We start from the raw sequence: 19,911 nt of genomic DNA, 5'->3' as shown, positions 1-19,911 counted from the left end.
CACGCACCCTATCTACCTGCTTTGCTTTCTTTTAAGCCCAGACCATAAGCACAGCGAGATTGACGTGATGAGAGCAAAGTATGATTTTAGTCAGGGTGAAAAAAAACTTACGCCAAGCAGCTGAAAAAAGCAGATGACCATTCGCATCGATGAGGATGTGATTGATCATTTTAATGCTATGAGCGTTTATAGTGAAATAATTTTTCTAACAGTTGGGTAGTGAGCGGCTCATTTACCACTGTGCAGATTCCAAAATTATGTTTTCCCAAAGCATTAAAATCTACAGCGCTGACACGATCGCTTAGATTACTTGCTTTGGTGAAATCAATTATTCTTTGCATGAGTATTTGGGCTTGATTAAAATCTTGGACCTGAATGAGCAGCTTTTGATTATTTTGGTAGTAATAGGCTCCAAGAATGTTCAATTTATTATCGCCGTTCAGTATCATTTGTATTATTTTAGATATTAAAAAGTTCTGAACGAGATGTTTCGGATTGTCCTGAAATAATTTGTCAGAATTTTTTAAAGATTCATCTCCATTGTCATTTTTTGCAGGTCTGAAAAGTGAATCAGTATCCACAGTACTCCCCTGATGAGCTTGCACAGATCTGGCGCTCAGGGAGGGAGGCTGAACTTCTTTACTTCTTGCAGGGACAAGATAGCTTGCATCCTTGATTATCGATTCAAGCAACAGATGTTTACCATTATCGTCCTTAACAATAATCGCAATATAGCCGGGGCAGTCAAAATTGAATGGTTCTGGTGGCTCGAAATTACCCCCCCGGTATTTCCTGTTAACGGCTGTTGTTGAAACAACCTCGGCACCCTCTTCATCAATGATGGCATGAATTTTTTGACGCATGTCCAGATGATCATGCCTTGTTTTACCTAGTTTCGATAACATGTCTGCCGTTATTTTAATATCACTGAGCTTGCCAATTTCGTTAAGTAATGAAGTGTCAGTACTGTCTATTTTCATTTTAGGCAGTTTTAAGGTGATTTTTTGCTCTTTCGCTTCCAGTGATTGGTCAATCAGTTGGTAAAGTGTTTCAGTATCAAGATGATTAATACCAGTTGATGAACTGTTGACAGGTGTTATTGCAACAAAATAAAGCTTTGCGGTGTCGTGTTGGAATGGTTTTGCGATCGCCGCATAATCCTTTGTAAAGGCATATTTTAAATTCATGGGTTCAGATTTCATCATTTCGACTTCGGCTATCTTGCCATCTGAACACTTAAATCTGGAGGGTGCAGTTTTAAATTTATCAAAAGCATCAGCCCAAATCGTTTCTAAACAAACAACATTACCCATAGAGACGTTGACATCATCACGTTCATCAGGGGTGAACAAGCTGGATATGCGACCTTTGGTTATAGATTTGATGAATGTATCAGTCACATCGGCTACTTTGTCATGTGCCGTAATTTCCAGTTTCATTGTGTTGTAATATTTGGACAAAATTTTAGTAAGGTTACTATCATGACAATGATCCTCTGAAGCAAAATAGTTCACAATAAAACTCTGTGAGTTCTTATCGACAGTGTAATTCAGGCAGAATTGACCCAGTTGTTTGTGGATTTCTTTTTCCAGTGCGGTTGTTAATCGAAGGGGTTGGTTTGTCATGCCCAGAATTTTTTCCTTCACGCCAGCATCATCAATGGCAGCCAACAACATGCCCAGTGCTGAAGCCAGGCTTTCGGTGGATAACGCAGTGCTGCGATTGCCAGCAGGATCTATTAGTGCAAAGGATAATTGCCGAATGCGGTTCTGAACAATAGTTTTGGCACAATCACTGAGGTCGTCAGGTTGAGTTTCGTTGATGATAACTTCCTGGACTCCGTAAGGATTAACGGGGAAAGTACTGGCTGAATTGATCATTATAATATTTCCTTGTTTAAAATTTATTATCTTGGACAGCTTTCCGAGGTTTAAGGTTCCAAAAACTGACCACAGTTAATCATTTGCTTTCATGTAAGTCACTAACAGGTTTGTTGATGGTGCTAACCTTGATTTTTCTGTCAACGATTGTTGACGTTCTTTTGGTTTGGATGAATTGGTACTATTGTTCAGGTAATATTTCTTGCACCTGAGTGTGAGAAAAAGCAAGCAGTAAGTCTATGAATGAGTCTGAATCTCTTTTGATAGAAAGATATTCATACGATTGTTTTGATTTCTTGCTGAATGATATCCTCTAAAAATTCAGGATTACAGGGCTATTAATTCCCTTGTTTCCATCATTGCTTTAGAATAGTTTGTGCTGGTTTAGTAAGAGTCATTGAGTTTTAAAGATGGTTTGGAGTTTTCTTGTTATGAAATCATATAAATGTCTTTAATAAGAAATAAGAATAATAAAATCTTCCGGGTTTTGAAGGAAAAGTTATATTTGATATTATAATTCATCTGCAAAGATGTTCGGGGCTTTCATCTTGAAGTCCCCTTTACAAAATCAAGCCTGCTAAATGGATTAGATAAACTTAAACTTCAGCTTGGTTGGATAATCCTCGGCACATCAAGTCCTATCAATGGGTTACAGGTATATCAATAAAGCCCATGGTACTTTTGCCGATGTTTTACCTGATAGCTGACTATCAGGATAATGATATGCATATAGACTTGGGTAATGGTTACTGCCTCAGAAGGTTCCTTTATGGCGATGCGATCTCTCTGGCCAAACATGGTAACAACGCCAAGATAGCCAGAAACCTTCGGGATACTTTTCCACACCCTTATACCATAGAGCATGCGAGAGCCTGGGTTCAGCATGTCAAGGAGCATGAGACCAGAACCCGCTTTGCTATTGACTGTGGTGGTGAGGCTATTGGTGAGATCGGGTTTGTTGTTCAGCTGGATGTTCATCGCTTTGGCGCAGAGATTGGCTTTTGGGTGTCAGAGGATCATTGGGGTAAAGGCATTATGACCGAAGCACTCTCTTATGTGTGCCAGTATGCATTTGATGAGATGGGGCTGGTTCGTATTTTTGCTGATGTGCAGGCCGGGAATGATGGCTCTCGCCGTGTGCTGGAGAAGTGTGGCTTTGAGCTTGAAGGTGTGATGAAAAAGCATGTCTATAAAGAAGAGCAGTTTATTGACCAACTGGTTTTTGCGTTAGTTCGTTAATCGTTCTTTTTCTCTGCTTCTCCTTCTTTCGTACAGCATAACTTCTACCCCGTTCTGGGTTAGAAGCTATGCTGTACGAAAGTAAGAGAGAAAAAATAAGAGCTGATTTGATTGCTATCGGAGATTTTGCGCAGAAAGCATACCTGCCAATTCTTACTGAGCACTCCACTCATCATCCGTCCATAACGCCTGTTCTCTACCTCGAAGCAGTGATTTAATCAATGAAATTCAAAGTAAATATCGGCTAATTAACTTTTGCGGTGGTGATAAGCCGCTGATTCATTTTAATGGGGATGTTGATTAAAGGTGCGATTGTCAGAAACATCCGTCCTCATCTACTGGCTGATACCAACTGCCAGCAGATTGAGAAGCACCTCCGGTACGGTTATGACCTTGCTTACAGGGAGATACGGCCCAGTGGTTGAACGGTAATCTCTTCCGTTAACTCCTGGTGTGAAAGCACTGCCAGGTCATACACTTCCAGCTCCAGAAGTTTTCGGACATAGCGGCGTATATCCATCGAAGTAATCAGGACGGGCTTATGCTCAAGATGGCCGATTTTGCCAACAGAGTGTTTAACATTTTCCACAAACTGGGCAGAGGTCGATGGGTCAAGCGCCAGGTAGCTGCCTGCTGAAGTCTGGCGGATACCGGAGCGGATGGTATCTTCGACATCCTGGTCAAGCAGGTATACTGGCAGCATATTTTTGCCGTTAGAGTATTTGTAGCTGATGTAGCGCTTTAATGATGAGCGGACATACTCGGTTAACTGAACCACCTCTTTCTCCTTGTGTCCCCAGACAACCAGGGATTGCAGGATGGAGCGGAGGTTCCTGATGGAAATATCTTCGGATACCAGGCGCTGGAATATCTCGGTGATCTTGTTAACAGGTAACAGCCTTTGGACTTCCTTAATCAGTTCGCCAAAACTGCTTTCCATTTTTTCCAGCAGGTAGCGTGTTTCCTGAATGCCCACAAAATCTTCAGCATATTTTTTCAGGACATGTGCCAGGTGGTACGTCAGGATTTTTGAGGAATCCATAAAGTTGACATTGTTGCGCTCAAGTTTGTCCTGCTGGCCTTCAATGACCCAGAGAGAGTCCAGGCTGGGCAGAAACGGATCGCCAACTTCATAAGGGATCTTCAGCATGTCCAGATGTTCATTACTCTCTCTCACGAACAGCGAGCCTGGTTTGAAATAGCCCGATGCGACGGGAACTTCCTGCAGCAGTATGCTGTAGGTGTTCTCATCCATGGCGTCATTAAACCGCAGATGTATACCGGGAAAGGGAACCCCGAGATCCATGTACAGTGATTTCCGGACTTTAAGCAGCTCTTCATTCAGGGAGGTTGTGTTCAGGCTTTTCTGAACAGAGGTAGGGACATCAATAATCAAGGGCAGAGTCTGGGTGAACTCTTCCTGCTGATCCAATCTGGATTTGGCCTCACTGGGTGATTCTGTTGCTGCGGCCATGGCCGGAATGCCGCCATCTTCCTCAGCTGTCCGGGCTTTTTCCACTTTCCTCATCAGAAAGTAGCCACCGCCACCAATGGCAGCAGCAAGAGCCATGAAAGTCAGTGTCGGGAAGCCGGGGATCAGGGCAAAGCCGAGTAACAGTGCTCCGCCAACCATTAGGGCCTTTGGTTTATCGGTAAGCTGAGTGCCTATCTCATTACCAAGGTCCTTGGCATCTTCGTTGGATACACGGGTGACTATAATACCGGCGGTAATGGATATCAGCAGGGCTGGTATCTGGGAGATAAGTCCATCCCCTACGGTTAAGATGGCGTAGAGCTGGAGAGCTTCACCGCCACTCATACCATTACCGGTACCGATAGCGACACCAGCAGTAATGTTGACAAAGATGATGATCAAACCGGCAATGGCATCACCTTTTACGAACTTCATGGCTCCATCCATCGAACCAAACAGCTGGCTTTCTTTGGTCACCAGCTCACGACGGCGCTGGGCTTCTTCCATTTCGATGGCCCCGGCCCGAAGGTCAGCATCGATACTCATCTGCTTGCCAGGCATACCGTCCAGAGAGAAACGGGCGCTGACTTCTGCTACACGTTCCGAACCCTTGGTGATGACCAGGAATTGGACAATGGTGATGATAAGGAAGATAACGACACCAACGACCAGGTTACCCCCTACCACAAAGTTACCGAAGGTATAGACAATCTCACCGGCATCTGCCTGAAGAAGGATCAGACGGGTAGTGGTAATGGACAGAGCCAGACGGAAGAGGGTCGTTATCAGCAACACCCCCGGAAAGGATGAGAATTCCAGGGGCGACTTCAGGTAGATGGAGGTCATCAGAAGTATGGTGGAAATCCCCATGTTCAATGCAATAAGGAAGTCCACCAGGGGGGTTGGCATGGGCAGAATAATAAGCCCGATGATGGATACCAGCAGGCCTGCCAGTACCAGATCATTTCTGCCGCCAAAATTCAGCCCGGGTAACAGTTGTGCCATGAGAGGTGCGCCGCTGCTATGGGGCTGGCTATGGTCTTGAAGATCAGCGGCTCAGTGCAGCTTTTCTCTTCTTGAGCAGGGCTCGCCCCTTGATCCATTTAATAGCCCGAATATCACCACCGGGCTTTGCGTATTTTAGAAAATTATCGGCTGCGCGAATGGATTCTTCAGGCCGTTCTGCCTGTAAGTAGGCGTAGCTGAGCATGCGATAAATATCGGGGTTTTTCTTGTCTATTGACATCAGTGCTTCTAACAGAGCGATGGATTTTCTGGGCTGCTGGTATTCAAGATAATAGGACGCCTGTGACAGCATCCAGGTTTTTAATGACTTATCCATTTCACTCATCCTTTAGCTGGCAATCAATACATTACGGCACATCATTAAATATTCACTGTCGGCTTTGGCTTTTTCGATGACTGACAAAGCTTCTTTCATTCTTTTGGCGTGACCGCTATTCTCAGGCAGTTGCTTTAAAAAGTCGGAAAAAGAGTCCATGGCATCCTGTGTGAAGCGGTAATGCTCCTCCGGGCTTGAAGGGATATTCTGACCGGAAACCTTAGTCGCAAACTCAAATTCAAGGCGCTCATAATTTCGGTTCATTTCCAGAGTCTTCCAAGTGTGACAAACAACATTTTTACCGGAGGTTCTGAAATTTGATTTTGATTTAGGATAGTCTGAGTGCACTAAAGCACTGTCGATCCGTGAAATGCCTGAAATACCGTTACCGAAAGAAACTGGTGCTGCCATGATAAAGTCCGCCTGATAATTTAATCCTTTCGTTCTATCGGCGTGTGTACAAAGTGATAAATGGATTTTTCTCATGTTAATTATTTTTTTGACGAAATACTGGTGAATCCGGTTTGTTTTCCGATAAACTGGTTTGTAACGAACGTTTATTGACACTCTCGACTTTACAAGGCATCTATTCATTAAGGGCTGTTGAATAAGCTGGAGCAGACATGAGCATGGAGGCACGCGTCTGATGGGCTTTATAAGAAATACCCTGATAATCCTGTCCCTTTTACTGGCGATTACCTTTCAGGCGCTGGCGAACTGGTCATCTGAAGAGCCACAAACCAGAAAACATTTAGTGCGTCCCAACGAGACTCTGGAAGTGATTGCCGGAAGCTACGGGTTTGAGGTGAATGAGCTTGCCCGCTATAACAAACTGGATACTACCCAGGCCTTACGGGTAGGACAGATTATCTATTTTCCATCCGACATCGTGTCGGAACAGCCTGACCGTCCTTCAGCTGAGCCGGGGAGAGCCCTGGACGCCAGAGTTTTTCCCGATTCCGCCGGGGACCCTGTTTCCTGGGGGAGACCATTGGATGCCAGGGCGTTTCCCAGGCCAGATGGCTCATCTGTTGATGCCGAAAGAGCACGACTAATGCCATATATAAATGATGGGCAACTGTCCGGGAAAGGGACGAGTTTTTCCCAGTATGGTAGTCAAACTCATTATGCAGCCACATCTGACTTTGATTATAACTTTGCCCAGAAAGACGACCGTCAACAGGCAAATCAAGCTTCAACCAACCCCTACATGATGCGACAACATACACCATCCGGAAATGGTATGGTTCTTTCTGCAGAGGATGCCATTCAGGATGCGATTGATGATTTTGAAGGTACCATTGGTGATGACGAATCACCTGCCCTGGCAGCGTTTGGTGCGCGCCCGTATGCGTATTTTGGCAATGGCGACAGTTTGAAGGAAGTATTGCAGAATTTTGCAGGTAGTTATTATATGCCATCCATCATAGCGGATACGGTGGTTGGAGAGGTTAATGGCAAGATTGGTCCTATGACCCCTGTTGATTTCCTGGATCACCTGGCCAATATCTATGGTTTTATCTGGTATTTTGATGGGCATACCCTGTTTGTTTATGATGGCAGCTCCTCCAGCCAGCAGATTATCAGCTTAAACTATTTACCAATAAAGCAGCTGAAGAAAACCCTGAAAAAGATTGGTATCTGGGACGGTCGCTTTTTCTGGAAGGAACAGCCGAAAGAGGGGCTTGTCTTTATTTCCGGGCCTCCCCGTTATATCGAGCTGGTGTCTCAGACAGCGCTGCTGCTTGATGCGAAAGAGGGGGAGCGTCAGAAGAGTAAGCTGACGGTTCGCACTTTTCCGCTCAAATATGCCTGGGCAACTGATAAGTCATTCAGCTTCAGAGGTCAGCAACTGACAGTCCCCGGCGTCGCCACGATTCTGACCAGAATTATTAAAGGTGGCGGTGTCGCCCAGGTGACCAAACAGGGATTGCCTAACCCATCGGTGACTCCGGCAGAGAGTGTCAGCAGATCCGGTGAACCCGGCATGAAAGATGGCTCTGAATCATCCGCAGGAGACCCGCTGAATGCCGGTGCAGAAGCCGATGAAGTCTATATCAATGCTGATCCGCGACTGAATGCGATCATTGTGCATGATCTTGAATCCAAGATGCCAATGTATGAAGAACTGGTGGCTTCTCTTGATAAACCGACATCGCAGATAGAGATCAGTGTTTCAATTATTGATATCAATACACAGGACCTGAGAGCGCTTGGCGTTGACTGGAGTAATTCTGCCAGCTCAAATGATACCAAGATATCTTTTACTCCCTACCCAAATGCCCCGACGCCAAACTATACAACCATTGTCTCCAGTGCACTTGGCTCCTTTAATGCAAATTTACAGTTACTGGCTGATGAAGGGAGGGTCAAGATTGTATCTAGGCCGTCTATTCTGACACTCGACAACATAGAAGCCATTCTCGATAACAGCAGTACTTTCTATGTGTCAGTTGCCAGTAATGAAGACTCTGAACTATTCCCGGTGACCTCAGGGACAGTTGTTCAGGTTACCCCAAGAATTGTTCGTGAAGAGCAGGGTCGACGTATCCATATGACCGTCAATATTCAGGATGGTTCAGGAAGCCAGGGCACAGAAGACATCGGGAGTAAACTACCGGAAGTGACTAACAGCTCAATTAATACTCAGGCTATCATCAGTGAACAGGAGAGCCTGTTAATCGGTGGCTTCTATAAAGAGCAGGATGAAGCAAAGCTTACCAAAGTTCCGTTGCTGGGCGATATTCCGGTTCTTGGCCATTTGTTCCGTGCAGAGTCAAAGTCAAAGATTAAACAGGTACGTTTATTCCTGATAACACCACGCATCATAGGTTCAACACAAACCTGATATCGGTTAAAGGAGATCATTTTCGTAATGGCTGAGCAGTTAACAGACAATGATCTTCTAGACCGTATTTTATACGTCTAAAAGAACTTGCCATGTATTCTGTCAAAACGCTTTATCAGTGTCGCCGGATTGTTGCCATCGGTGGTGGGCATGGCCTTGGTCGGGTCATGGCAAGCCTGGGATTTCTCGGTGGGCACCTGTCAGGCGTTGTTGCAACTACGGATGATGGCGGGTCAACGGGACGACTCAGGGATGGCAGTGGCTGTATTGCCTGGGGAGATCTCAGGAATTGCCTTAACCAGCTGTGTTCGGATACCCCAAACCTTGCTCGGATTCTCTTTGAGTACCGCTTTAAAAATAGCGGTGATATCAGTGGGCACAACCTCGGTAACCTGATTTTACTGGCAATGGATCAGATGTGTGTTCGCCCACTGGATGCCATAAACCTGATTCGCCAGATGTTACAGGTCGGTGCAGAGTTGATACCCATGTCAGAAGAGCCTGCCCGCCTTGGTGCTATTGTGGGTGGTCAGGAAGTGGTCGGTGAAACGACCATTGATGCTTTGGAGAAGTGCCCGGAGAAGTTGATGATTCTGCCTGCGATTCAGCCGACGGATGAAGCAGTCGCCAGAATAAAAGAGTCCGATATGATTATTTTAGGACCGGGTAGTTTCATGACCAGCATCTTACCGGCGATCTTGATGCCAGAGGTTGCCGAAAGTATTGGTAACAGCAAGGCCCTGAAAGTCTTTGTGGGTAACATTAATCAGGAAGTGTCGGCTGTCGGAAAAATGTCCATCAGCGATAAACTGTCATGGATGAGTGACATGACGGGCGTATATCCAGACGTGCTGCTGTGGCCTGCGGAGAATGAACCACCGGAAAACCTCCGATGCGATATACACACCATGCCATTGGCTGATACCCACCAGCCGGGCGTGCATAGCCGGGAGGCCTTAAGGCAAGGCCTGGATGAGATTGCCGGTGTTTTGTTTCAGCAGATCTGATTAAGTAGTTAACCAAATGAAATCATATATTTCTGACTAAGTTGTCAGTCACTCTGCGGCGTTGCAACTCCGGTCACATAGCTACGGCTATGCTCCCTACGTTGCGTCTTGCATAGCAACTGCCCACTTAGCCAGAAATATACGATTCCATTTGGCCAACTACTTACCGCTCTACTGCCCCCTGCCGGTTACCATGACAAAAATGGTTTTGAACATGACGTAAATATCCATTTTCAGCCATTCCCATGGGCTGCTCAAAGCCAAGGCGTAGGCGTGGTCATAGGCAACTTTATTTCTCACATCATTCAATGTTTCATCATAACCCATGTTGACCTGGGCTAGACCGGTAATACCGGGAACAACATCAAACGTTCGTTCGCTATAAAATGGAATGTTCGTTTCCAGCTTATTGTACATCCCTGGTCGTTCAGGTCTTGGGCCAACAATGGCCATATCACCGACCAGCACATTCCAGAGTTGTGGCAATTCATCAAGACGGGTTTTTCTCAGGAAGTTACCCACTTTGGTAATTCTCGGGTCATTTTTTTGAGCCCAGACAGGGCCTGTTCCTGACTCGGCATCATTGCGCATGGTCCTGAATTTTTTCATCATAAATAAGCGAATATAGTTTTCCTTCTGATAGCCAATACGCATCTGCTGATAAATAATCGGTCCTGGGCTATCAAGGCGAATGGCCAGCGCGATAAAGGGAAACAGTGGCAGGGTGATTGCCAGCCCGGCCAGGGCGATAAGAATATCCATTAATCGTTTGCACATTGAGGCGAGAGGATGGACGTAGGTTGACTCTTTCATGGGTACACTCCTTAAGTACGTGTTTAAATCCTTATGTTTCAGTCGTTACTCTTTTCCATTGGCCTTTGGTTTGGCCTGAAAGATAGTTAATCAAACCGATAGCCATGGCCAGGTGCCCGGATACCAGGTAAAAAAGCACTCTCAATTTCTTATGATCTGGTTGTGATCGACGGAAAATATAAAAGACAGTGATACTGTAAATGCCCAGCTGAATGGCCAGAATAATCTGAAAAACAGGGTAGGATAGAGCTAGTAATGCTGAAGATGCCAGTACCATAAACAGGAACAGCGGCATGAATGGGCGCAGAAACTTACCGGAAAAAAAGTTGAAGGCGATCTTTCCAAACTTGGGATGTAATAAGCCAGCGTGACGAATGGCTTGTTGAATATTGCCGGCAGCAATTCGCTTTCTTCGCTGGAAATCCATCTCATTGCACGCCTGCTCCAGCTCCATGGCGATGATTCTCGGGTCATAAAGACATTGGTAGCCCTTCATGGTTATTTGTACCGGAAGGGTGAAATCATCATTGATCGTGTCTGCGGGGATCAGGTCAAACAGCTCACGGCGAAAGGCATAAAATGCACCATGCACCCCCAGGGTTGCACCCAGAGAGCTTTCTCTTGTTTTAATGCTTCGCTGGTACTGCCAGTAAGCCTGCTCACCAACACTGAGTGATTTTAAAAAGTGGTAGCTACCGCAAATGACCCCGGTGTTTTCATTGCTTAAGTGAGCCGCAACGATTAAAAGACTATCGTTTGATAACAGTGATGATACATCGGAGAGGGCAACCACGCTGCAACGGGAGAGGCTGATGGCTTCATTCAAAACAGCGACTTTTCCACTGTTTTCAGGCTTCTCTACTACGGATAAGTTCAGATGGTTGCATTCAGGCTCGGCCAGTGTCTCCTTTGCCAGCTGGGCTGTACCATCCGTACAGCCATCGCATACCAGAATCACTTTCAGTTTATAGTCCGGGTAATCAAGGGCAGCGAGGTTTCTGAGTTTTTCCTGAATAGTGCCTGCTTCATTATAGGCGGGCATGATCAGACTGATGCTTGGCAGCATGTGATCAAGAGGCGTGATGTGGTGGTGTCGTTGATAAAAGTTGGGCCGTGTGTTTTCCAGTCCCTGTGTCATCAATTTCAGAGCGATGGGATAACCAACATGGTGATATACAACGACCACGCCTGCCATGAAGAAGGTAATCAAGGCCAGCCACTCTATCATAGTGGCCTCCCGCAATACAGGTCATCGTATTGACTGATCATTCTCTCCAGGTTGCAATGGTTAACCACAAAGCTGCGTGCCGACGCCTGTTTTTCTTTATTGATGCCTGAACTGAGCTGTATTTTGAGGGCGTTTTCCAATGCCTGTGCACTTTCAGCCTTGATCAGGATACCGCTCTGTGGATCAACCGCTTCACGACAGCCACCCACATCGGTCAAGACAACCACTCTCTGGCAAGCCTGGGCTTCCAGCGGCGAGAGTGGCAGGCCTTCTTTTTTTGAGGCAAGACAGAAAATATCAATAGCGTGGTAAAAGCCGGGCATATCATCAATGACCCCCAGAAAGTGTACCCGTTGCTCCAGGTTAAGCCGCCTGGTTAGCTCTCTGAGTTCATGTTCAAGTTCGCCTCCCCCGGCAAGGGCGAGGTGTGCACTGTCGGGTAGTCTGGAAAAGGCATGAATCAAAAGGTCATGGCTTTTAACCTCGGTAAAGCGTGCCGCACAACCAATAATGGCGGCATCCTGGGGGAGATTCAGTCTATTTCTGGCTGCGGTTTGGTCTGCTGGCTGGAATTTATCGGTATCAATTCCATTAAGAACCACGGCTGGTGTAAAGAGCGGAATATGCTGTCGAATGCTGGCGGCAACCAGTTCTGCATCTGCGGCAACGGTCGGTTTAAGCAGGTGGAAGCAGGCCGCTACCAGCCAGCGTCGTGTTTGCTGGTTAAGATGCCAGGCATCGTGCTCAGTATGCACATGGCCACATCCGGCCAGTTTAGCGGCGATGCCACCATAGATAAGCGGGCCTACATGGTGGGTATGAACCACATCAATATTAAGTTGTCGTAAAAGTTGTGCGAGCCTGGTCACCGTCGTGAGACTCAATCCGGGAGGCTTGGCCAGAAAGTGAACCCTTTCCATGCCCTGAAGTCTTGGCCAATGTTCAACGGCTTCAGATTGCGTTCCTTCAAGACTGATAATATGAACATGTTCCGGGTTTCTGGCTTTTCGCTGTATGTCTAAAGCCATTGTCTCGATACCGCCCGGGGCAAGGTGCTGGACTATCTGTGCTATAACGAGAGGCGCTGTCATGATGATACCTCCCCCTCGTCGAACCAGTCTTTTTCCGGATCGTAAACCAGCGTTGGTGCTGTGGGCATTGATGGTATCCTGGCCAGAACAGGAACACCTGCAATGCGTTCAATACTGTCCTGAAGTCGTAAGGTGGTATCCGATATTTCTGAAATCGCCGCCAGACCAGTACCGATACCCAGACCGGCAAAGATACCTGCAACAATAAATAACGACGCCGGCAGCGCATTAGGACTGCTGGGAGTGAAGGGCTCGTCGATGATTTTAACCTGTTCTGATTCCTGATAAGAGCTCAGGTCTTCCGTCACTTTTGCCATGACATAACGGTTCAGAAAATCATCATAAAGTCTCTGTTTAATACCAAAATCACGTTGCAGTTCAACGAGAGTCCGCTCTACATCAGCAAACTGCTGCACTTTACTCTGGAGCTGGTCGGTTTGATCTTTAATATTTTTCACTTCGTTCTGCAGGCTGTTCACTTTGGCCTTGGCTTCCTGAACCGCCTGCAGCTGAGAGGCCAGTATGGTGGTTTGTCCTCCCTGGGTGTTATCCATTGAAACGGAGGGGGTTGATGACGCCAGGTTCCAGAGACGTTGAACATCTTCCGTTTTTAACTGACTGCTTTCTGCAATCATTCTCTGGCGTTCAGCCTGCAATCTATCGAGTTCTCTGACCAGGGTCTGAACTTTGCTGTGCCTCTCTGTATAACGTGAGCGAAGCATACTCAGAGTGGTGCGGGTGTTAATAATTCGTTCTTCAAGTTTACCGATAACGGGGTTGGTTTGAGCCAGGTTACCATTGAACTCTTCCATTGCCGCTTTGGCACCGACCAGTTCAGTCTCTTTTTCCATTAACAGCTGGCGGAGTTCGGCCAGTCTGGTTACGTTTGCTTTATGGAGTTCCGGAAGCTCCAATGCGAACCTTGCCTTGTAATCAGATAGTTCCAGCTCTGCCTCAGAAAGCTCCTTGTGTCGACGATCTACCTGATCCTTTAGAAACTGGGTTGAGGCCACTTGCCAGGATTTTTGTGGTGCCTGAACCAGAGTAAGGAAGTGTTCAGTCACTTTGGTCAGCAGTTCTTTAATATCGGTTTTGTTTTGACTTCGATAATAGATTTTGACCAGGTCACCGCCGAAGACGATGGACAGTGAACGTGATAGTTCATCAATGGCCTCATCTATTTGCTCTTCAGAAGATTTATAGTCGATAAACCCAACAGCTCTGGCAACACCCTTTAATACCTTGCGACTCTTAAGGAGTATTTTCAGTGCTAATTGCCGTTCTTCCAGGTTTGTGGATATGGTGAAGTCTTCCAGAATGGGATTTAGCTCAGTGGTATTCTGAAGCAGTATGGTGGTGTGTGCTTCATAAAATTTGGGGGCCATGAAGCTGGCAAAAAAACCAATCACCGGCATGATCAAAATAGGCACACAAATAGTGTAACGGCGCCGCCAGGCTGCGCTGAGAAGTCGGAAGAGGTTTCTCAGGATTTCACTGGACACCCTTACCTCCGGAAATATTATTGCCCACCGCATGAATGGTGGCTGAATCAAGATCCAGCTCAGGTTGGTAAACCAGCTCTATTTTTTCGCTGTATTGCTCCAGTATATCTTTCAGACTCTGTAGCCTTGCCCAGGAGTCATTCAGTGTTTGGAAGGGCTGTCCGGCAGAAGAGGGGGCTACGGAAATAATGATGTTGAGATGCTGGCTTTCGGGTAACGAGTTAAAAAAGAGATCAATAACCTGTTTATGTTGATTATTAACCTCCAATTCCTTTTGAGTGAAATTAATAGACAACTGACGACGATACCTATTTTTGGAAACAGGTAATGCGTTTTCTGTTTCATTCATTCGCGCGATAACATCGGCAATCTGCTGTGTTGATCTTGTTTGCTCATTTTCCATCAGGGCCTGAACATTCAGTTGTGATTTGCATCCGTAAAGGAGTGACATACTGAAAAACATCAGTACCGCAAGGATGCGGGATTCATATCGCTTAATCACGGTGACTTCCCTGTTATCAGCCTCATATTACTCTTCAGTCAACTGGCTCAGTGGCAAATTGTCATTGATTGACAGTTTTTTGTCCTTCAGTGAGTAGTTGATTTTCCTGATTGGTAATAGTGTTAGCTTTCATGACACTTTCTAATAATAAATACAAGCATTTATGCTTCATTATTATTAATTGTAGCTGCTGTTTTAACAGGGAATTAATTTAATGAACAGTGTGTTTTTAACGTGATAAGTGGTTGATCAGTGCTTCCAACTGCGTGGCTCTGTGCTGCCATGATTCGGTTGAGACCCTGTTCTGCCTGCTGGCTTTCTCCTCCCGCAGATCATTGGCCCTCAAAATGACTCTGGAAAAGGGTTCTTTAGGTGACTGAATGGCCAGAAGATTCTCATACTCTCGAACCGCAGGAAAAGAAGTGGCAGCGATGGGAGTACCCGAGGCAAGATATTCTCTCAACTTCAGGGGATTACAGGCCGCTATCTGTTTGTTGTTGCGAAAGGGCAGCATGGCGACATTCCAGTGCTGAATATAGGAGGGCAGCTGATGATGGGGCCTGGCTCCCAGAAAGTGTACATTTGGCAGAGCCTGAAGAGATGAAACATCAGTTTTGATATCGCCAATAAAAACAAATTGCCAGCTGGGCAGGGCAATGGCGGACTGGGCCAGTATATCTGTCTCCAGCCAGGCAGAAATACTGCCGTAGAAACCGGCAATAGGCCCGTTTTCCGGAAGATCATGGGGCCTGGCTGCCGGTGATGAAAACAGCGGGTAATCAACACCGTGCGGCAGAATAATGGTGTTGGGATGAGTAAACTTCCTGGCCAGTGTTTTGCTGACCACAAGAATCAGGTCAACCTTTTCAGCCAGCTCCTGTTCTAATGGTTTGACCATGGTATGATCAACGCCATCAAGGCCTTCAAAATCATCACCACAGTAGTAGATAGAAGCCCGTTCATTCAGGCTACCCACCATATCGACGGCAGTGGGCAGTGAGAGCCAGAGAATAACCTGATCAAATCCTTCCTGCTCTATTGCCCTGTTAATGTCTTTCAGTAAAAGTCGTTTGTTCAGTAGACGCACCCGTTTGAACCGGTGAAAAGGAAGAACTTTGGGATTGATGATAATTGGGGGTATTTGCTCTGAGGGCGTTTGCGCGGGTTCACTATTACGCTTAAACATGGCCAACATTTTTTGCCAGACTCTTTTTATATCCCTTAACGAAAACTGCGGCGACCTCATGCCAATGGAGTTTACCCAGATGACCCGATGCCTTTTCATTAAATGGCTGATCAGGTGCTGGGTACTCGAAGGTAAGCCTCCCCAGTCTTCGCCAAATACAATGAGATCAGCCATTGTCACGCTCCGATGGCAAGTTCAGTGATTTGATGACCCTGGCTGGAATCCCCCCGGCAAGAACACCGGGAGGTAAATCCCTGGTGACAACGCTGCCAGTGGCAACAATGGTTCCCGCTCCAATGGTTACACCCCCCATAACCGTAACGCCAGCCGCCAGCCATACATCATCCTGAATAATAATACTGCCTACCTGATCATCCGTATCCGGCTTTCCCTGTGCCCTGGCGGCCGGGTCAACAGGATGCCCGGGATACCCAACCAGCCTGACTTTAACGGCCAATCGAACGTTATCGCCAATTTCAATCCGGTCACCGACAAAAATTTCATTTTGCCAACTGATACCGACATTGTTGCCTATTTTCAGTTCCGGCTTTTTATTGCCTGAAGCTCTGCCACTGACGGTGGTGTGGCCGGACAGCCGACAATGGTCACCCATGGTGATGGTTAATGGCCCCAGTAGCAGCGGCATGCCTGAGTAGAGATAGAGCTTCTTTGGGACATTGGCAAGTTGAGATTTGAACATCGGTGTCCAGTAGAAAATACGAATCAGACTACTGAAAGCCCCGGTAATCATTTTATGCAATTGATACATTAAGCCATGAGCAGGTCTGATTACTGGCATTTCAATGCTGCGAATGGATTTCAAAAAAGAGAATAGAGCCCTTCCTACGACAGAGTCACTGTTTTTTATTCGGGCTTTCAGGCTGTTTAGCATGTGGCAAACCCTTGCCGTGTATGGTTTCCGCTAATTCATTAACTATAGACGCTTTTTCTGTCTCTGCGTTTTCTTCTTCGGCCGGATAGTGATTGTCCATAAAGTTGGCAATGGCAATACTGATCGATGTAATGATGTAGACTGGCCAGAGAAAGCCCTGACTCAGAAAAGATCCGGAAACACAGAAACCAACCAGTCCTGCATAGGTTCCTACGGCGATAGCTGTCATATGGGGATCGTACTCCGGTGACCCTTTATTTCTATCCAGGCGTGTCAGGGAGCTGCGTATCGACATGAAAATGGTGAAAATCATAAAACCGAACAGGCCAAAGCCAACAAAGCCGGATTCTGACATGACCTGAAACCAGGTGCTGTGGGTAACGTGGGCCTGCCCCTCCGCCCGGCTGTGGGTTGCGTAATCCCAGTAATTATCCAGGAAGAGAGATAGACCAACGCCGGTCATCGGGTTTCTGAGGGCCATGTTAAAAGCCGCTTCCCAGGCGTGGATACGGCCCATCGCTGATGCATCAACGCCCTCCTCTGCGGCACCCCCGGATTTACGGTCGCTGATGCCCGCAGCGGCCACCAGAATCATCAGGCTAAAGCTGCCAATACTGATGAGCAGCAATTTTGATTTGATGATGCGAAGACCAAAGATACCAAACACGGCAACCGTCGCCAGTAAGCCGCCACGGCTTTGCGTCGCAATGATAGATGACACAAAGATGACAATACCAATCAGGCCAAGCAGCGTTCTGATCTTGCCGGTGCCTTTGGTGGTTGCCAGGGCCACGGCATAGCTCATGGGAAAGCTTAGAACCAGAGAGAGGTCGTTGGGGTCACCCAGACTGGTACCCGGAATGGTGACACGGGTTTCCTCGACCATACCGATACCGTTGGCATTGTTATACAGTGTGACACCGCCCACAGCCAGACCAGAACAAATGATCAGAAAGTGCGCCAGCTTAAAGTGCCAGTGCTCGGTCATCAGCCACGAGATGGCCAATACCATGATACCGATTTTCATATAAACACTGGTGAAGCTGCCGAAAGCGGTGGGGGGATAGCTGGAAAATGCTATACCAATGACCACCCAGCCAAAAAAGCGGGCAAAAATGGTGTGTTCATGACGCCAGTAAACCTGAACTTTCTTGGTCAGGATAATGTGCCAGGCGAGCACAAAATAGGATCCCAGTGCGGTTAACAGCGGGATCTTGATGGGATCCAGCTGAGGAAAAACCTCATGGAGCCGGAAAAATGAGAACATGATAAAAATCAAACAGACCACAAAGGGTTTTTTAAGAATAAATATCAACCCCAGCGGGATCACTGCCAGCGGGAGCAGGGCTATAGGGTGTGGAAAGATCAGGCTTGGCAGTGCCGCAAGTGCACAGTAAACGGTGACGGTTACTGTCTGGTAGCGATTAACAAACAGCCGTTCAAGGTTGGGTAGCCGCATCTTTAAAACACCCTAGTGCCTTAAGTACTTGAGGGTGGTAAAGAGCTGGCGACGAAAGAACAGCAGCTGAGTGGCTGAAAACAGGAGCACTCCAGCCAGAATCATCAGAAATAGTTGAGCTGCCTCATGTACCTGGCCGGTCAATTGATCCCGAAGCAGCAGTAAGCCCCCCAGCATAATCATGGCGCTGCAGAAGCTGGGTAGAAGAGCGCTCAGGAAAGACGATGATTTCAGCTCAAATGCTGGCAGCATAAGTTTCAGGTGAACAGCGAAACTGATCAGGTTAATGCTTAACCAGGCCCAACATGCTCCTTCAACACCATATTGGATACCAACGAAAAAAATGGGCAGGGTCAAAATAGTTAACAGTAAGGTATGGCTATTTTTTTTCGGTTCACCAATGGCGGTTATACCGGTAGCCATCATTTCCGACAGCATCCGGAATGGGCTGGTCAGGCAGAGAATTTGAAATGGCACAATCGCCGCAGCCCATTTATCGGAGAGGACCAGAGTGATTAATTCAGGCGATATGGCACACATACCGAGATACATGGGGAAAAGTACCAGACTGGCAAGCTGAACTGATTTATGCAGATATTGCCCGGCAACATTACGTTCATTCTGAAGCTTGGCAAATGATGAAAGCCCAAGGTGGTTGAGAAGTTCGCCGATCTTGTCGCTGGGAAGATTGGCCAGATTCCTGGCAACAGAGAACACCCCCAGATCGGCTTTGCTGAGCAGGCGGCCAATGCTGATGTTGCCAAAGACATTGACGAAATAACGCAACACATCATTAACGGTGGCGATGCCACTGAATCCTGCCATTTTGGCAAAACCCCTGAAACTCAATGCAGGCCGGACCCAGCAGGGGGCTATTAGGTTATAGCCAATGGTCAGAGCCAGACGCATAAACAGATGCCCCAGAATCAGTGACCATACGCCGCAACCGGAGGCAGCCATGGCGATGGTGACAAGGCTGGTCATCAGGGCGGTATAAAACTGGACTTTTTCCCGCTCTTTGAACAGCATCCTGCGGCTTGCCATGGCATAAGGGAGGGTATGAAAGATCATAATAAGGTGCTGGCAGGCGACTGCCCGGACCAGAACGGTCACTCTTGGTTCATCAAAGAAGCTGGCAATAACCGGGGCGATGGAAAAGAAAACGCTGAAAAAGACCAGACAGGAAACAATGTTAATCGTGCAAGCCTGCCGGAGCCGGTCTGTGGTGAGCTCTTCTGCCTGAATGATCGCTTTGCCGATACCAAAGTCTCCCATCAGTGCAAAGATACCGATAAAAGCCATGGTCATGGCCATAAGGCCATAATCATCAGGTGTCAGCAGGCGGATCAGAATCAGTGTATTGAGCCAGGTGAAAATCTGGGCCACAAGGCGCAGGATCGCGCCAACTTTCAATCCTTTGATAACATTCTGTCCAAGTTCCATTGAGT

At 46.9% G+C, this 19,911-nt stretch carries 16 protein-coding genes; 3 read left to right on the top strand and 13 right to left on the bottom strand.

Annotation, left to right across the window (positions count from 1 at the left end; all coding sequences use genetic code 11):
- Nucleotides 1-176 precede the first annotated feature (176 nt).
- A complete protein-coding gene (locus ACO6UX_RS16740) occupies nt 177-1,880 on the bottom strand; it encodes a serpin family protein (protein WP_422449496.1) in 1,704 nt (567 codons plus the stop codon).
- Between the two features lie 723 nt (nt 1,881-2,603).
- Here ACO6UX_RS16740 and ACO6UX_RS16735 point away from each other — a divergent pair.
- Nucleotides 2,604-3,119: a GNAT family N-acetyltransferase gene (locus tag ACO6UX_RS16735; protein WP_163369423.1), complete on the top strand. Its 516-nt coding sequence runs from the start codon at nt 2,604-2,606 to the stop codon at nt 3,117-3,119.
- 397 nt (nt 3,120-3,516) lie between these two features.
- Here the strand turns inward: ACO6UX_RS16735 and sctV are convergent, their stop codons facing one another.
- Genes sctV through ACO6UX_RS16720 form a run of 3 tightly spaced genes read right to left on the bottom strand, consistent with a single transcriptional unit; the run spans nt 3,517 to nt 6,421 of the window.
- Entirely contained in the window at nt 3,517-5,598 is a 2,082-nt protein-coding gene (sctV, locus tag ACO6UX_RS16730) for a type III secretion system export apparatus subunit SctV (RefSeq protein ID WP_101744773.1), read from the bottom strand.
- A gap of 43 nt (nt 5,599-5,641) precedes the next feature.
- On the bottom strand, nt 5,642-5,935 hold the full coding sequence (locus ACO6UX_RS16725) for a hypothetical protein (RefSeq protein WP_269673303.1): 294 nt from the start codon (nt 5,933-5,935) through the stop codon (nt 5,642-5,644).
- A gap of 12 nt (nt 5,936-5,947) precedes the next feature.
- On the bottom strand, nt 5,948-6,421 hold the full coding sequence (locus ACO6UX_RS16720) for a hypothetical protein (protein WP_422449493.1): 474 nt from the start codon (nt 6,419-6,421) through the stop codon (nt 5,948-5,950).
- A gap of 160 nt (nt 6,422-6,581) precedes the next feature.
- Here ACO6UX_RS16720 and sctC point away from each other — a divergent pair, with 160 nt between their 5' ends.
- Together sctC and yvcK are read left to right on the top strand one after the other, a co-directional pair.
- Nucleotides 6,582-8,783 (top strand): type III secretion system outer membrane ring subunit SctC, encoded by a 2,202-nt coding sequence (gene sctC / locus ACO6UX_RS16715; protein WP_422449491.1) that lies wholly within the window; start codon nt 6,582-6,584, stop codon nt 8,781-8,783.
- A gap of 92 nt (nt 8,784-8,875) precedes the next feature.
- Nucleotides 8,876-9,790: a uridine diphosphate-N-acetylglucosamine-binding protein YvcK gene (gene yvcK / locus ACO6UX_RS16710; RefSeq protein WP_422449489.1), complete on the top strand. Its 915-nt coding sequence runs from the start codon at nt 8,876-8,878 to the stop codon at nt 9,788-9,790.
- Between the two features lie 171 nt (nt 9,791-9,961).
- Here yvcK and ACO6UX_RS16705 read toward each other — a convergent pair whose 3' ends face one another.
- The 9 genes from ACO6UX_RS16705 to ACO6UX_RS16665 all read right to left on the bottom strand — a co-directional run bounded on the left by ACO6UX_RS16705 (nt 9,962) and on the right by ACO6UX_RS16665 (nt 19,906).
- Nucleotides 9,962-10,603, bottom strand: coding sequence for a sugar transferase (locus ACO6UX_RS16705; RefSeq protein WP_269673307.1), 642 nt, complete (start codon nt 10,601-10,603; stop codon nt 9,962-9,964).
- Between the two features lie 31 nt (nt 10,604-10,634).
- A complete protein-coding gene (locus ACO6UX_RS16700) occupies nt 10,635-11,831 on the bottom strand; it encodes a glycosyltransferase family 2 protein (protein WP_422449487.1) in 1,197 nt (398 codons plus the stop codon).
- Complete coding sequence (locus tag ACO6UX_RS16695; RefSeq protein WP_422449485.1) at nt 11,828-12,922, bottom strand: glycosyltransferase; 1,095 nt, start codon at nt 12,920-12,922, stop codon at nt 11,828-11,830. Before ACO6UX_RS16695 ends, ACO6UX_RS16700 begins: the two co-directional genes overlap by 4 nt.
- Nucleotides 12,919-14,424, bottom strand: coding sequence for a GumC family protein (locus tag ACO6UX_RS16690; RefSeq protein WP_422449483.1), 1,506 nt, complete (start codon nt 14,422-14,424; stop codon nt 12,919-12,921). Before ACO6UX_RS16690 ends, ACO6UX_RS16695 begins: the two co-directional genes overlap by 4 nt.
- On the bottom strand, nt 14,414-14,926 hold the full coding sequence (locus ACO6UX_RS16685) for a hypothetical protein (RefSeq protein ID WP_422449481.1): 513 nt from the start codon (nt 14,924-14,926) through the stop codon (nt 14,414-14,416). The genes ACO6UX_RS16690 and ACO6UX_RS16685 overlap by 11 nt, the downstream gene beginning before the upstream one ends.
- 229 nt (nt 14,927-15,155) lie before the next feature.
- Complete coding sequence (locus tag ACO6UX_RS16680) at nt 15,156-16,286, bottom strand: glycosyltransferase (protein WP_422449479.1); 1,131 nt, start codon at nt 16,284-16,286, stop codon at nt 15,156-15,158.
- Nucleotides 16,279-17,004 (bottom strand): acyltransferase, encoded by a 726-nt coding sequence (locus tag ACO6UX_RS16675; RefSeq protein WP_422449477.1) that lies wholly within the window; start codon nt 17,002-17,004, stop codon nt 16,279-16,281. The genes ACO6UX_RS16680 and ACO6UX_RS16675 overlap by 8 nt, the downstream gene beginning before the upstream one ends.
- Entirely contained in the window at nt 16,967-18,463 is a 1,497-nt protein-coding gene (locus ACO6UX_RS16670) for an O-antigen ligase family protein (protein ID WP_422449475.1), read from the bottom strand. Before ACO6UX_RS16670 ends, ACO6UX_RS16675 begins: the two co-directional genes overlap by 38 nt.
- A gap of 12 nt (nt 18,464-18,475) precedes the next feature.
- Nucleotides 18,476-19,906 (bottom strand): lipopolysaccharide biosynthesis protein, encoded by a 1,431-nt coding sequence (locus tag ACO6UX_RS16665; protein WP_422449473.1) that lies wholly within the window; start codon nt 19,904-19,906, stop codon nt 18,476-18,478.
- Nucleotides 19,907-19,911: the final 5 nt, after the last annotated feature.

It is taken from the genome of Endozoicomonas sp. ALB091 (assembly GCF_049310265.1).
Taxonomy (GTDB): Bacteria; Pseudomonadota; Gammaproteobacteria; order Pseudomonadales; family Endozoicomonadaceae; genus Endozoicomonas.
This window is presented reverse-complemented; position numbering and strand designations above follow the sequence as displayed.